Source organism: Aquabacter cavernae, from assembly GCF_003993795.1.
Lineage (GTDB): Bacteria > Pseudomonadota > Alphaproteobacteria > Rhizobiales > Xanthobacteraceae > Aquabacter > Aquabacter cavernae.
Genome location: NZ_RWKV01000008.1, coordinates 1,545,716 through 1,559,683, shown reverse-complemented (window position 1 = coordinate 1,559,683; position 13,968 = coordinate 1,545,716). Strand labels below are relative to the sequence as shown.

General features: G+C 67.7%; 12 protein-coding genes. 4 read left to right on the top strand and 8 right to left on the bottom strand.

Translation table 11 applies throughout. The features are described 5' to 3' along the window. Positions 1–77 precede the first annotated feature (77 nt). The 8 genes from gyrB to rpsT form a co-directional block, all read right to left on the bottom strand. On the bottom strand, positions 78–2,504 hold the full coding sequence (gene gyrB / locus EJJ38_RS11860) for a DNA topoisomerase (ATP-hydrolyzing) subunit B (RefSeq protein ID WP_127090253.1): 2,427 nt from the start codon (positions 2,502–2,504) through the stop codon (positions 78–80). 155 nt (positions 2,505–2,659) lie between these two features. Beyond that, positions 2,660–3,274, bottom strand: coding sequence for a LysE family translocator (locus tag EJJ38_RS11855; RefSeq protein WP_127090252.1), 615 nt, complete (start codon positions 3,272–3,274; stop codon positions 2,660–2,662). Positions 3,275–3,357: 83 nt separating this feature from the next. Then, positions 3,358–3,894: an arsenate reductase ArsC gene (locus EJJ38_RS11850; RefSeq protein ID WP_127090251.1), complete on the bottom strand. Its 537-nt coding sequence runs from the start codon at positions 3,892–3,894 to the stop codon at positions 3,358–3,360. 113 nt (positions 3,895–4,007) lie between these two features. Continuing rightward, positions 4,008–4,655 carry a L,D-transpeptidase gene (locus EJJ38_RS11845; RefSeq protein WP_127090250.1) on the bottom strand — a complete coding sequence of 216 codons (648 nt, stop codon included), beginning with the start codon at positions 4,653–4,655 and terminating at the stop codon, positions 4,008–4,010. Positions 4,656–4,858: 203 nt separating this feature from the next. Then, positions 4,859–6,007: a DNA replication/repair protein RecF gene (gene recF / locus EJJ38_RS11840; RefSeq protein WP_127090249.1), complete on the bottom strand. Its 1,149-nt coding sequence runs from the start codon at positions 6,005–6,007 to the stop codon at positions 4,859–4,861. A 14-nt stretch (positions 6,008–6,021) separates the two neighbouring features. After that, positions 6,022–7,146 (bottom strand): DNA polymerase III subunit beta, encoded by a 1,125-nt coding sequence (gene dnaN, locus EJJ38_RS11835; protein ID WP_127090248.1) that lies wholly within the window; start codon positions 7,144–7,146, stop codon positions 6,022–6,024. A 171-nt stretch (positions 7,147–7,317) separates the two neighbouring features. Further along, positions 7,318–8,820 (bottom strand): chromosomal replication initiator protein DnaA, encoded by a 1,503-nt coding sequence (gene dnaA / locus EJJ38_RS11830; RefSeq protein ID WP_127090247.1) that lies wholly within the window; start codon positions 8,818–8,820, stop codon positions 7,318–7,320. 1,221 nt (positions 8,821–10,041) lie between these two features. After that, entirely contained in the window at positions 10,042–10,308 is a 267-nt protein-coding gene (gene rpsT, locus EJJ38_RS11825) for a 30S ribosomal protein S20 (RefSeq protein WP_127090246.1), read from the bottom strand. Positions 10,309–10,644: 336 nt separating this feature from the next. Here rpsT and EJJ38_RS11820 point away from each other — a divergent pair, with 336 nt between their 5' ends. From EJJ38_RS11820 to EJJ38_RS11805, 4 genes are all read left to right on the top strand, one after another. Next, positions 10,645–11,631 (top strand): complex I NDUFA9 subunit family protein, encoded by a 987-nt coding sequence (locus EJJ38_RS11820; RefSeq protein WP_127090245.1) that lies wholly within the window; start codon positions 10,645–10,647, stop codon positions 11,629–11,631. A gap of 90 nt (positions 11,632–11,721) precedes the next feature. Beyond that, positions 11,722–12,381 (top strand): phosphoribosylanthranilate isomerase, encoded by a 660-nt coding sequence (locus tag EJJ38_RS11815; RefSeq protein ID WP_127090376.1) that lies wholly within the window; start codon positions 11,722–11,724, stop codon positions 12,379–12,381. 32 nt (positions 12,382–12,413) lie between these two features. After that, positions 12,414–13,625 (top strand): tryptophan synthase subunit beta, encoded by a 1,212-nt coding sequence (gene trpB, locus EJJ38_RS11810; protein WP_127090244.1) that lies wholly within the window; start codon positions 12,414–12,416, stop codon positions 13,623–13,625. Then, a complete protein-coding gene (locus EJJ38_RS11805) occupies positions 13,622–13,948 on the top strand; it encodes a hypothetical protein (protein ID WP_164738481.1) in 327 nt (108 codons plus the stop codon). The genes trpB and EJJ38_RS11805 overlap by 4 nt, the downstream gene beginning before the upstream one ends. The last annotated feature ends 20 nt before the right edge of the window (positions 13,949–13,968 follow it).

Here is a 13,968-nt window from a genome sequence, read left to right as displayed (position 1 = left end):
GAGTAACTGTCGCGCACTTCCACTGTCAGATCAAGGCAAGGCTCAAGCTCTTCGAGAGCTGACGCCTCTTGCCTCGCTCACACGTCCACGCTGGCCTTCAGCGCGTTCTCCTGGATGAATTCGCGGCGCGGCTCCACCACGTCGCCCATGAGACGGTTGAAGAGGTCGTCGGCCGCGTCCAGTTCCTTCACCCGCACCTGGAGAAGCGAGCGGGCGTTCACGTCCAGCGTTGTTTCCCAGAGCTGGTCGGGGTTCATCTCGCCCAGGCCTTTGTAGCGCTGGAGCGAGAGGCCCTTGCGGCCGGCATCGGTCACGGCGTCGAACAGGTCCACCGCGCCGAACAGGGCATGCTCCTCGGACTTGCGCCGCAGCGTGGCGCCGCCGTCGAACACGCCATCCAGCTCACCCGCCAGGGTGTCGAGCCGCCGGGCATCGGGGGAGGAGAGGAAGGCCACGTCGAGGGTGCTCACTTCCTTCACGCCCCGCACGGTGCGCCAGAAGCGCATGCCGGACGCATCCGCCTCGGCGGCCCAGCCGCGCTCGGTCTCCTCCGACAGCCGGTCCAGCCGGTCCGCCACGCGGGCAGCGGCCTCGGTGGCGGCGGTTTCTTCAAGGAGCAGACCGGGGCGCAGGGCGCCGGCAAGCGCTGCCTGCTCGGCCACCGCCTTGTTGTAGCGGGGGTGCAGGTTGTTCAGCACCGAGCGGAACTGGCGGCTTCCTTCCACCACGGCGGCAAGGTCGGCCCCCGTGCGCACTTCGCCTGTGGTGAGATAGAGGCCCGCATCGTCGAGGCCGGCCGTGATCAGATAGTCTTCCAGCGCCCGCTCGTCCTTGATGTAGCTCTCGGACTTGCCGCGCATGACTTTGTAGAGCGGCGGCTGGGCGATGTAGAGATGGCCGTGCTCCACGATCTCCGGCATCTGCCGGAAGAAGAAGGTGAGAAGCAGGGTGCGGATGTGGGAGCCGTCCACGTCCGCGTCGGTCATGATGATGATCTTGTGGTAGCGCAGCTTGGCGATGTCGAAATCGTCGCGGCCGATGCCGGTGCCGAGCGCGGTGATGAGCGTGCCGATCTGCTCGGACGAGAGCATCTTGTCGAAGCGGGCGCGCTCCACGTTCAGGATCTTGCCGCGCAGGGGGAGCACGGCCTGGAAGGCGCGGTCGCGGCCCTGCTTGGCGGAGCCGCCGGCCGAGTCACCCTCGACGATGAAGAGTTCGGACTTGGCCGGGTCGCGTTCCTGGCAATCGGCGAGCTTGCCGGGCAGGGAGGCGATATCCAGCGGGTTCTTGCGGCGCGTCAGTTCGCGGGCGCGGCGGGCGGCCTCTCGGGCGGCGGCGGCTTCCGCCACCTTGCCCACCACCGATTTCGCCTCGGAAGGGTTTTCCTCAAGCCAGGTGCTCAGCGCCTCGCCCACGAGGCTCTCGACCACCGGGCGCACCTCGGAGGAGACCAGCTTGTCCTTGGTCTGGGAGGAGAATTTCGGGTCCGGCACCTTCACGGAGAGAACCGCGGTCAGGCCCTCGCGGCAATCCTCGCCGGAGAGGGAGACCTTCTCCTTCTTGGTGACGCCGGAGGTCTCCGCATAGCTCATCACCTGCCGGGTGAGGGCGGCGGCGAAGCCGGTGAAATGGGTGCCCCGGTCGCGCTGGGGGATGTTGTTGGTGAAGCAGAGGATATTCTCGTGGTAGCCGTCATTCCAGGAGAGGGCGGCTTCCACGGTGATGCCGTCACGTTCGGCGCGGATCACCACGGGCTTGGTGATGAGGGCCTGCTTGGAGCGGTCGAGATAGCGCACGAAGGCTTCCACGCCGCCTTCATACATCAGCTCCTCGACCTTCGGCTCCGGCGTGCGCGCATCGGTGAGCACGATCCGCACGCCGGAATTCAGGAAGGCCAGTTCCCGCAGGCGGTGCTCCAGCGTGCCGTAGTCGAACACGATCTTGGTGAAGGTCAGCGGGCTCGGCAGAAAGGTCACCTTGGTGCCGCGCTTGTCGCCCGCATTGTCGCTCACGACCTTCAGAGGCGCTTCCGCATCGCCGTGGCGGAAGCGCATGAAGTGCTCCTTGCCATCACGCCAGACGGTGAGGTCGAGATGGGTGGAGAGCGCGTTCACCACCGAGACGCCCACGCCGTGCAGGCCACCCGAGACCTTGTAGGAATTCTGGTTGAACTTACCGCCCGCATGGAGCTGGGTCATGATGACCTCGGCGGCCGAGACCCCTTCCTCGGGATGGATGTCGGTGGGAATGCCGCGCCCATCGTCGGTGACGGTCACCGAGCCGTCGGCATTCAGCGTCACCGTCACTTCCTGGGCGTATCCCGCCAGGGCCTCGTCGATGGCGTTGTCCACCACCTCATAGACCATGTGGTGCAGGCCCGAGCCATCGTCGGTGTCGCCGATATACATGCCCGGGCGCTTGCGCACCGCGTCGAGGCCCTTGAGGACCTGGATCGACTGAGCGCCGTAATCGTTGGGGGATGCCGCGGGCGCGGGCTCGACCATGATGATGTCTCGAATCGTTGAACGCATTGAACTCTGAATATACCCGGTCTTGGGGCGAATCCCCGAATCCGGGCATGGTTTCCAGCGGTGCGCGGCCCTTCGTGTGCAAAGGGATGCCTGCTTCCAGGCGCGCGCGATCTACCGCAGGTCGGCGGCTATTTGGTGGCGACGGTCACGGCAGCGCCTGCCATGGCCACGCCGCAAGTGCGGTTCAGCCAGCGCATGGCGCGGGTGGAGGCGATGAAGCGCCGGGCACGGTCCGCCACCAGCACATAGCCGGCGAAGACCAGGGTGAGCACCACCGCAATGATGGCGGCCATCTCGGCGAAACCGAGCAGGGTCAGGTGCTCCAGGTCCACCAGGGTGGGCAGCAGGGCCAGATAGAAGGCCATGGTCTTGGGATTGCCCATGGACAGGGCGAGGCCCGCGCCGAACAGGTCCAGGGCGCCGCGATCCGTCGCCTCCGGTGCCTGTGCGGGCGGAACGGCGGGATCGGTCCAGAGGCGGTAGGCGAGATAGAGCAGGTAGGCGGCGCCCGTGAGGCGCACCAGCACGAACAGCCCGCCCAGCGCCGCAGCCAGGGCGGCAAGCCCAAGGCAGGCGGCCGCGAGCCAGAGCATGTCGCCGAGCGCCAAGGCGGCGATGAAGGCGGCGGAGCCCGAGCGCCCCCGTGCCAATGTCCGGGCCACGATCGCGATCACCGCCGGGCCGGGCGAAATCGCCGCGAGCGTCAGGATGCCTGCGAAGAAGGCGAGCGTACCGAAATCCATGGCTTTCGTGTGCGCGTGCGCGCGACGGAGGTCAAGCCCGCAGCCGCGCGCACCCGTCCGAAGCGCTATCACTCAGGCGGGGATCAGCCGGCCTTGGGAGGCTGCGTCGTCCCTTCCTGCTGGCCGATGGCGTGCAGGTGGCTGTGCAGGGAGAGATGGTCCAATGTCTTGAGCGGCAAAGCGGCGAAGGCCAGCACCCGGTTGCGCAGATAGTGGAAGGCGGTCTCGAACGCCCGTTCCTTCTCGATGGGGGAGCCTTCCACCTTGGCGGGGTTCTCGATGCCCCAATGGGCGGTCGCGGGATCGCCGGGCCATTCGGGCAGGTCCTCGCCCGCCGCGTCGTCGCAGAGGGTGAAGATGAAATCCATCTCCGGCGCGCCGGGGCCGGTGAAGGTCTCCACCGATTCAAAGCGCAGCCCCTGCGTCTCGAAATCCTCGGCATCGAGCACGTCGATGGCGAACGGGTTCACCGTGCCGTCCGCGTCGGTGCCGGCGGCGAAAGCCCGGAACCGGTCGCCCGCATGGCGGTTCAGGATGGCCGCGGCCATCACGGAACGCCCGGCGCTGCCGGTGCTGAGGAAGAGCACGTTGTAAGGCTGGATGTCCTGCGCTTCAGTCAATTTGCCCCTCCACCACCATTCGGCTTACGCCATACATGGCGGGACAAATCCCACAGGAAACATGACGGGGATGTGACGGCGCGGAAAGGCCGGCGGACGATGCCGCCGACGGATCACATCACATAGACGCGGGTGCCGAGCGGCACGCGGTCATAGAGATCGATAATGTCCTGGTTCAGCAGGCGCACGCAGCCCGACGACACCTGCTCGCCGATGCTCCAGGGCTCGATGGTGCCGTGGAGGCGGAACATGGTGTCGCGGTCGCCGTCATACAGATAGAGCGCGCGCGGGCCGAGCGGGTTGGTCTCGCCGCCCGGCAGGCCGCTGGCATAGGGGCCGTAGCGCTCCGGCTGGAGGCGGATCATGTTGGCCGTGGGGGTCCAGCTCGGCCACTTCTCCTTGCGCTTGATGGTCGCCCATCCGCGATAGGAATAGCCCTGCTTGCCCACGCCCACGCCATAGCGGATCGCCTTGCCGCCGGGCTGGACGAGGTAGAGGAACTTGTCCTCCACATCCACCACGATGGTGCCGGGCGGATACTTGCCGGAATAGCTCACTTCCTGGCGCAGATATCTCGGGTCGAGATCGCTGACATCAACCGCATCCACGGCGAAGGGCTCGCCGCCCACCGGCCCATACATGCCGGACATGGGGCTGACGGGCGCCGTGCCGGTGGTCTGGCAGGCTGCGAGGAGGAGGGGGGCGCCGAACACGAAGACACGACGGCTGATCTCGGCAGGCTTGTGACTGTCGCTGGCCATGGGTCCCCGGCGCACAAAACGAATCGTTGAAACCATGCCTAGCATGGGCGGGAATCACGGGGGTGGCCCCACGGACACACCCCCCGAAAACCGGGGCGGGATGGCGAATTTCTCGCGAAAACGTGAGTCCGCGCGCAGCCGAAAACGCCTGCGTGCCGCGCAAGCGCAAGCCTGGCCGCGGTGGTTCCCGTGAGCGCGTGTCGTCAGTCCGCCAAAGGCGCCACGGCGCCGGGGCGCACCGCCAGCCGGTCGCTTGCCTCTATGCCGGAAAAGGCGGCCGGGTCGGCGCCGGTCAGGAAGACCTGCGCACCCAGCCGGTCCAGGGCCTGGAACAGGCCCGCGCGACGGTCGGCGTCGAGATAGGCGGCCACGTCGTCCAGCAGCACGACCGGCGCGATGGCGTGCATGGCGGTGACGAGCCGGGCATGGGACAAGGTGAGGCCGATGAGCAGCGACTTCTGCTCGCCCGTGGAGCAGCGGGCGGCCGGAAGATCCTTGGGCCCGTGGGACACGGCAAGGTCACACAGATGGGGGCCTTCCAGGGTGCGCCCGGCGGCCCGGTCGCGCGGGCGGCCCTCGCGCAGCACGGCGCGATAGCGGTCCTCAACCTCCAGGGCCGGTCGCTCGGCCAGAAGCCGCTCGATGGCGCCGTCCAGGGCGATCCGGGCGAAGGGGAAGGGCGAGGCCGCATCGCGCCCCGCCTCGATCTCGGCGGAGAGGCGGGCGACGGTCTCCAGGCGCGCGGCGGCCACCGCCACGGCCAGTTCCGCCAGCTCATGCTCGACGGCGGTCAGCAGGCGCGGGTCGCCCTGTTCCTCCAGCAGCCGGTTGCGGCCCCGCAAGGCCCGCTCCAGCGCGTTCACGCGCGTACCATGCTCGCCGTCCACGGCCAGGACCAGCCGGTCCAGGAAGCGCCGACGATCGGAAGGCGGGCCCAGAAACAGGCCGTCCATCTCCGGGGTGAGCCAGATGACTTTCAGATGGTCGAGGAAGGCGGAGGGGGAGGGGACCGGCTGTTGGTCGATGCGGCATTTGCGGGCGCCGGTGCCCTCCGGCTTCGGCTCGATGCCGGTGCCGAGCTGCACGGTGCCGAGCGCGCCTTCCACCTGGGCGGAGGCGGCGAAGCTGCCGTCGCCGCCGCTCTGGGCAAGCTCCTCCAGCCGTGCGCGGCGCAGGCCGCGGCCGGGCGAGAGGAGCGAGATGGCTTCAAGCAGGTTGGTCTTGCCCGCCCCGTTGGGTCCGGTGATCACCACGGGCCCGGTGCCGAAGGCCACCTGGGCGAGCGGATAGGAGCGGAACCGCGTGAGGGTGAGGCGCCGCACCCGGGCGGCGGGCGCGGCCGCGGGGGTCATTCAGGCGGTTGCGCTCACACCCGCATGGGCATGAGCACGTAGAGCGCATCCGTCTTCGTGCTGTCGCGCACCAAGGTGGGCGAGCCGGGATCGGCGAGCTTCAGCTCCGCCGTGTCGCCTTCGAGCTGTGCGGTGATGTCGAGGAGGTAGCGGCTGTTGAAGCCGATATCCAGCGCCTCGGCCGCGTAGTCCACTTCCAGCTCTTCGACGGCGCTGCCGGAATCCGGGTTGGTGACGGACAGGATCAGCCGCCCCTCGGAGAGGGAGAGTTTCACCGCCCGCCCGCGCTCGCTGGACACGGTGGAGACGCGGTCCACGGCGGCGGCGAAATCCGCCTTGTCCACCATCAGCGTCTTGTCATTGCCCTGGGGGATGACGCGGCCATAGTCCGGGAAGGTGCCGTCGATCAGCTTGGAGGTGAGCACGATGGCGCCCAGGGCCAGGCGGATCTTGGTGGCGGAGAGGGAGACGGAGACGATGGCGTCTTTGTCTTCCAGCAGCTTCTGCACCTCGGCGACCGTTTTGCGGGGCACGATGACGCCGGGCATGCCGGCCGCACCCTCGGGCGCCGCCAACTGGGCCTGGGCGAGGCGGTGGCCGTCGGTGGCCACGGCACGCAGCACGGGCGTCTCGAAGCCGGCGGCCTCGGTCACATGCAGGTAGATGCCGTTGAGATAATAGCGCGTCTCCTCGGTGGAGATGGCGAACTGGGTCTTGTCCACCAGCCGGCGGAAGTCCGCGCTCTTCACCTGGAAGGTGTGGCTGAACTCACCCGCCGCCAGATCCGGGAAATCGCCCTCGGGCAAGGTCTGGAGGGTGAAGCGGGCGCGACCGGCGCGCACCTGGAGGGTGCCGCGCTCCCCGCTGGTCTCCAGCGCCACCTGGGCGCCGTCCGGCAGCTTGCGCACGATGTCGTAGAGCACATGGGCGGGCACGGTGGTGGCACCGGCCTGACCCACCTCGGCGGGCACGGTCTCGACCACTTCCAGATCGAGGTCGGTGGCCTTCAGCTCCAGCCCGCCCGCGCCCGTGCGCATGAGCACGTTCGCGAGAATAGGAATGGTGTTGCGGCGCTCGACGACGCGGTGAACATGGCTGAGCGACTTGAGCAGCTCGGCGCGTTCGACGATGACCTTCATGGCCGGACCCGTGACCCTTGGCTCAGGGAAAAATCAAACGGTGCGGCGGGCGCCGCCCCGGTCCCCCGCTCGCGATCCGCGAACCGTGGGGGCGCCGACATTGCCGCCGCAACGCCCGCAAAGCAAGTGCACCGGAGCCATTTCGCACCGGCGCGCCGCGATCCTTGCCCGCTATTCGTTCACGAGGCGCTTCAAGGTCTCGATTTCCTCCGCGAGCGCGCGGTCGGAGGCGATGAGCCCATCGATCTTGCGCACGGCGTGCAGCACCGTGGTGTGGTCACGCCCGCCGAAGCGGCGCCCGATCTCGGGCAGCGAGCGCAAGGTGAGCGTCTTGGCCAGATACATGGCGATCTGGCGCGGCTTCACCACATTGGCGGTGCGGCGCTGGGAGAGGAGGTCGGCGCGCGACACGTTATAGTGCTTGGCGACCACCCGCAGGATGTCCTCCACCCGCACGCGCTTGGGATCGCTGGGGCGCACGAGGTCGCGGATGGCGGTCTCGGCCATCTCCAGGGTCACCGGCTCGCCGGTGAGGCGATTGCAGGCGAGCAGCTTGTTCAGCGCGCCGTCCAGGTCCCGGCCGCTCTGGCCCACATTGCGGGCGAGCAGTTCCAGCACCGGGGCGGGAACCTCGAAGCCCTTGTGCTGCTCGGCGAACGCCTGGGAACGGGCCTTCAGGATCTGCAGGCGCAGTTCTTCCTCCAGCGGGGCCAATTCCACCACGAGGCCGCCCGCAAGGCGCGAGCGCACCCGGTCGTCGAGCCCGTCCAGCTCGGACGGCGGCCGGTCGGCGGCCACCATCACCTGCCGCCCGGCATCGATCAGGGCGTTGAGCGTATGGCAGAATTCCTGCTGCATGTTCTTGCCGGTCAGGAACTGCAGGTCGTCGATCAGCAGGGTGTCGATGCTGCGCAGCGCATCCTTGAAGGCGATGGCGGCATGGCTCTTCAGAGCGGCGACGAAGCCGTACATGAAGCGCTCGGCGGTGAGGTAGACCACCCGGCGGCCACGGGCGGCGCCCGCCCAGGCGACGGCCTGCAGCAGGTGCGTCTTGCCCAGGCCCACGGGGGCATGGAGATAGAGCGGATTGAAGATGGGCGCGGCGCCGGGCGCCGCATCCGCCACCTGCCGCGCGGCGGCATGGGCCAGCGTGTTGGACTTGCCCACCACGAAGGTCTCGAAGGTGAGGCGCGGATCGAGCGGGGAGCCCGCAGCCACGTCCGCCGGAGCGGCAAAGGCGGCCGAGACGGGCGCGGAGACGGCGGCTGCAGCCGGAGCCTGCGCCGTGCGGCGCGGCTCGGCGGTCTGCTCGGTCACGGTGGCGCGCGGCTCGCGGGCCTTCAAAGGCTGGCTGCGGATGGCGGCGGAGCGCACGGCCACATCCACCTTGCGGGCGCCGCCGGTCTCATCGCGCCACAGTTCCGTGAGCCGCTCCACGTAATGGCCCTGAATCCAGGACTTCAGGAAGCGGGTGGGAACGGACAGATGGACGGTGTCGCCGCTGACCTTGTCCAGCTCAAGCCGGGCGAACCACGAGGAATAGACGTCCTCGCCGATCTCCTGGCGCAGCCGGGCGCGGATGCGATCCCAATGCTGGGAGGGTTCGTCCGCCGATGCCGCGCCGGTGATGGCCGGGCCGAATTTCGCGACGTCAACGGGTTCGGGCTTCAGCATAAGGGTCGTGACCGCGCGGAGCGGCTCCCTGGTAGGAACAGCACGGGCGTCGGCGCCTCAGCGGGCGCGGCCACATGCCGGAAATGGGCTTGGGGTTCAGGAGGAGCCGGGAGGACCCTCAGCGTGCGAGCGGACTTCGCTCGTCCTCGCTGTCACTGGCGACGGCATCCTCGCCCGAGGGAGGGGAAGAAACACCGATGAAAGCGCCGAAATATGCGCTGCTGCCACAGGTCATAGCCGCCCCATCTGCCGTGGACCTGCTGTCCATCGGACCGTCGTTGTAAAGTTTTATTGTGATTTAAACGCGCGATCCTGAACAGCTATAGGTTCAAGGATAGAACAGTATCAACAAACGCAGTATCCGCCACGAAGTCTGTGAGCTTGTTTGAAGGGGGGTGAGTACACAAAACACACATGTGACACCCTCCCTTGCCCACGAAGAGTCGTGAAACTTGCTGTCTGTTGATGAATTCCAGGTCAGCCCCCGGAAGCGAGATTGAACATACACAGGCGCCCCGAGGTGCGCAACGCCTTTCCCCCGCGGAGCAGGATTGCGGGGGAAAGCGGGCGTGGCGCGAATTTCGAGGTTACTTTTATTTCAGCCGGCAAACCTCTGATCGAACAATGAGAATCGAAGGCGTAGCGGTGCCTCTCCGGGTTCGTAGGACTTCTGTCTCTATTTATTATGATACCTCCATTTGCATCCGCTACGGAATGAATTTCGGGCTTTGGTGATAACCTCTTCGCCGGGCACGCTTTTTCCTGCGCACCCTGTGAAGGGGATAAGATTGGGAAAAACCGGCTCGGGATGGGCCCTCCCTTGACCTGTCCATGGTCCTAGGGCAGCGGCCGGAAATGACAGATTCGCACGGGAAGTGCCGCGCCATGGGTGCCATCCCGACCGCAGTCCTGCTCCGGCGGCAGGGCGGTGGGCGGCAAGGACGGTGGACCTAGCGGTGGCGCATAAAGCCAGGAGGGCGAGGCGGGCAGGGCAGATGCCGCGTGCTCCAATCCAGGCGGGCATGAGCCGCACCTCCGGATGGGGGAAGTCGCTGGCCGCCGGGCGTGGGCAGGGTGCCGCTCTTAGGGGCCCGCATGCCGTTTGGGGGCGCCTTGTGAAGCGGCGGTGTGGCGAGGGGTGCCCAAAGCAAAAAAGCCCGGCGCGGGGCGCCGGGCTTTTTGAATTCTCGATGAGACGATGTCTCAGCGCTGGGGTCGCTCTCAGGCGCTCAGCTTGCTCAGCTGCGCGGCGAGGCGGGACACCTTGCGGGACGCCGTGTTCTTGTGAAGCACGCCCTTGGTCACAGCGCGCATCAGCTCAGGCTCGGCGGCCTTGAAAGCGGTGGCGGCGGCGGTGGCGTCGCCGGAGGCGATGGCATCGTCGAACTTGCGCAGGAAGGTCCGGACGCGCGAACGACGCGAACGGTTGACTTCGGTCCGACGCGCGATCTTGCGCGCGGCCTTTTTAGCGGAGGGCGTATTGGCCATCGGCCGTCCTCTATCCCTTGTCGCGCGCGGCAGTGCCGGATGGCAGCCACGCAGCAGTGAAATGAAATCCAGTGCCGGCAAGCAGGGTCGCCAGCGAAGTAGGCGGCTTATAAGGTCGCGGCGGCTCCGCGTCAACTGTCGGCCACCCGGATGGCGTGCGCGCGCCGCGCAGGCCAGCTTTGCAGTGCAGCATTCTTCGGCCTTGCGACGCAGTGGTCTCTGGACGGGCGACCCCCGGCTCACGTATGGCTGTCCTCATATATGGACCCACGCCCTATATAGAAGCGGACGCGCGACGGCGGATGCCTTCAAGGGCTTGAAAGCAAGGGAATTGGCATGAGCGAAGTGGCGGTGGCCGAGCGGCCCGTGACCGACAGCCTCGTGACCGTCTTCGGCGGGTCGGGCTTCCTGGGCCGCTATGTGGTGCGGGCCCTGGCCAAGCGCGGCTACCGGATTCGCGTGCCCGTGCGCCGTCCCGATCTTGCGGGCTTCCTGCTGCCGCTTGGCCAGGTCGGGCAGATTCAGCTCACCCAGGCCAATGTGCGCTATCCCGATTCGGTGATGGCCGCTGCCGAGGGCGCCACCTGCGTGGTCAATCTGGTGGGCATCCTGGCCCCTAGCGGCCGCCAGTCCTTCGACGCCGTGCATGCCTTCGGCGCCCGCGCCATCGCCACTGCTGCCGCCGCGAACGGGGCTGGGCTGATCCATGTGTCCGCCATCGGCGCGGACCCGTCCTCCACCGTCGGCTATGCCCGCACCAAGGGCGAGGGCGAGGCGGCGGCGCGTGCGGCCGTGGCGTCCGCCATCATTCTGCGCCCCTCGGTGGTGTTCGGCCCCGAGGACCGCTTCTTCAACCGCTTCGCGTCCCTGGCGCGCATGTCCCCGGCCCTGCCGCTCATCGGCGGGGGGCATACCCGTTTCCAGCCGGTCTTCGTGGCTGATGTGGCGGCTGCGGTGGAGCGTGGGGTGGACGGCAAGGCCATGGCCAGCGCCACCTATGAACTGGGCGGCCCTGAGGTGCGCACCTTCAAGGAGCTGATGGAGCTGACCCTGCGCGAGATCGGTGCCCGCCGCATCCTCATGGACCTGCCCTTCGGCCTTGCCGATTTCGAGGCGCGTTTCCTGGAGAAGCTGCCCGGCGCCCTGCTGACGCGGGACCAGGTGGCCATGCTGCGCCATGACAATGTGGTGAGTGACGCCGCCATCACCGAGGGACGCACGCTCGCGGGCCTCGGCATCGCGCCCGCCGCGCTGGGCAGCGTCCTGCCGAGCTATCTGTGGCGATTCCGCAAGGCGGGCCAGTTCACCCGCGTGGAGACCTGAGCGCACGGCGAGGGCAGGGGCCCTTGCGATGGTGCGGGGTGGCGGTTGCGCGGTAACCCCGTGGACCGCGAGATTACGGGCCTCGGCATCATGAGCCTCGACATCAAGATCTGCGGTGTGAACACACCGGCTGCCCTGGAGGCCGCATTGGCGGCCGGGGCGGACATGGTGGGCTTCGTCTCCTTCCCCAAAAGCCCGCGCCATTTGGAGCCGGAGGCCATGGGCGCCCTGGCCCGGGCGGTGGAGGGGCGGGCGCGCATGGTGCTGCTCACGGTGGATGCGAGCGATGCCCAGCTTGAGACGCTTATTGCGGCGGCCGGGCCCGACATTCTCCAACTGCACGGCCATGAAAGCCCCGAGCGGGTCGCGGAGATCCGCGCGCGCTTCGCCCGCCCAGTCATGAAGGCCATTTCCGTGCGCACGGCGCAGGATCTCGACGTGGTGCCGGCCTATGCGGCGGTGAGCGACCTTCTTTTGTTCGACGCCAAGCCCGATCCGGGGGCGCTGCTGCCCGGTGGCAATGGGCGTCCATTCGACTGGGATCTGCTGCGCTCTCTTGACCCTGGGCGCCCCGTCATGCTTTCCGGGGGGCTCGATCCCGACAACGTGTCGCAGGCGCTCGTGCGCATCCGGGTGGATGGGATCGACGTATCCTCGGGCGTGGAAAGTGCGCCCGGCGTGAAGTCGCCCGAAAAGATCGCCGCCTTCGTGCGGGCGGCGCGGGGGGCCCCGCGCAGCGGGGATGCGTGAGTTTTCGTCATTCCGTCAGAAGGCAGGCAGCCGTGACCGTCCTCAATTCCTACCGCACGGGCCCGGACGAACGGGGCCATTTCGGCATCCATGGCGGGCGCTTCGTCGCCGAGACGCTGATGCCGAATATCCTCGCTCTGGAAGAGGCCTATCGCGCCGCCAGGGCGGATCCGGCCTTCCAGACGGAGATGGATTCCTATCTCGCCCATTATGTGGGTCGCCCCTCGCCGCTCTATTTCGCCGAGCGGCTGACCGAGCATCTGGGCGGCGCGAAGATCTATCTGAAGCGCGAGGAGCTGAACCATACCGGCTCCCACAAGGTGAACAACGTGCTCGGCCAGATCCTGCTCGCCCGCCGCATGGGCAAGCAGCGCATCATCGCCGAGACCGGGGCGGGGCAGCACGGCGTCGCCACCGCCACGCTCTGCGCGCGCTTCGGGCTCGATTGCGTCGTCTATATGGGCGCGGTGGACGTGGAGCGGCAGAAGCCCAACGTGTTCCGCATGAACATGCTGGGCGCCACGGTGGTGCCGGTCACCTCCGGCTCGCGCACCCTGAAGGACGCCATGAACGAGGCCCTGCGCGACTGGGTCACGAATGTGGACGACACCTTCTATTGCATCGGCACGGTGGCGGGCCCGCACCCCTATCCGGCCATGGTGCGCGACTTCCAGTCCATCATCGGCAGGGAGACCCGCGTCCAGCTCATGGAGCAGGAAGGGCGCGGGCCGGACAGCCTGGTGGCGGCCGTGGGCGGGGGCTCCAACGCCATCGGCCTGTTCCATGAATTCCTGGACGATCCGAACGTTGAGATTTACGGCGTCGAGGCGGCCGGGCACGGCATCGCCTCCGGCCAGCACGCGGCCTCCATCACGGGCGGGCGTCCCGGCGTGCTGCATGGCAACCGCACCTATCTGCTCATGGACGGGGACGGCCAGATCACCGAGGCGCACTCCATCTCGGCGGGCCTGGACTATCCCGGCATCGGCCCCGAGCATTCCTTCCTGCATGACGTGAAGCGGGTGACCTATATCCCCTGCACCGATGCGGAGGCGCTGGAGGGCTTCCAGATCCTGGCGAAGCTGGAGGGCATCATTCCGGCCCTGGAAAGCGCCCACGCCATAGGTAAGCTAATGGAGATCGCGCCCACCAAGCCAAAGGACCACATCATGGTGGTCAATCTGTCGGGGCGCGGCGACAAGGACATCTTCACCGTGGCCGAGCATCTCGGGGGGCAGGTATGAGGAAGCTGATGGCGGGTGCCGCGCTGATCGCGGCGATCACTCCGGCCGCCGCCGATCCGGCGTGGCTGAAGCTCACCTATGGCAGCGTGATCACCGATCCCGGCGGCGCGTTCGTAAATGTGCAGGTGGCCAATGCCGGCACGATCATGATCAGCCAGATCGTGGTGAGCTGCGACTTCTTCGCGAAGAAGCAGAAGCTGGGCACGTCCTCCACGACGCTGTTCTCCTCCTTCCCGGGTGTGACGGGGCAGGATCAGGTGCGCCTGCTGGGCGCCACCTCCGCCTCCAGCGCCACCTGTTCCATCACCTCTCCTTCCAGCTGAGGGCCGGGGCTTCCGCCCCG

What these genes read in the sequence shown, in the direction of transcription:
- gyrB (WP_127090253.1), bottom strand. Translation starts at nt 2,504, where the DNA reads ATGGTCGAGCCCGCGCCCGCGGCATCCCCCAACGATTACGGCGCTCAG.
- EJJ38_RS11855 (WP_127090252.1), bottom strand. Translation starts at nt 3,274, where the DNA reads ATGGATTTCGGTACGCTCGCCTTCTTCGCAGGCATCCTGACGCTCGCG.
- EJJ38_RS11845 (WP_127090250.1), bottom strand. Translation starts at nt 4,655, where the DNA reads ATGGCCAGCGACAGTCACAAGCCTGCCGAGATCAGCCGTCGTGTCTTC.
- recF (WP_127090249.1), bottom strand. Translation starts at nt 6,007, where the DNA reads ATGACCCCCGCGGCCGCGCCCGCCGCCCGGGTGCGGCGCCTCACCCTC.
- dnaN (WP_127090248.1), bottom strand. Translation starts at nt 7,146, where the DNA reads ATGAAGGTCATCGTCGAACGCGCCGAGCTGCTCAAGTCGCTCAGCCAT.
- dnaA (WP_127090247.1), bottom strand. Translation starts at nt 8,820, where the DNA reads ATGCTGAAGCCCGAACCCGTTGACGTCGCGAAATTCGGCCCGGCCATC.
- rpsT (WP_127090246.1), bottom strand. Translation starts at nt 10,308, where the DNA reads ATGGCCAATACGCCCTCCGCTAAAAAGGCCGCGCGCAAGATCGCGCGT.
- EJJ38_RS11820 (WP_127090245.1), top strand. Translation starts at nt 10,645, where the DNA reads ATGAGCGAAGTGGCGGTGGCCGAGCGGCCCGTGACCGACAGCCTCGTG.
- EJJ38_RS11815 (WP_127090376.1), top strand. Translation starts at nt 11,722, where the DNA reads ATGAGCCTCGACATCAAGATCTGCGGTGTGAACACACCGGCTGCCCTG.
- EJJ38_RS11805 (WP_164738481.1), top strand. Translation starts at nt 13,622, where the DNA reads ATGAGGAAGCTGATGGCGGGTGCCGCGCTGATCGCGGCGATCACTCCG.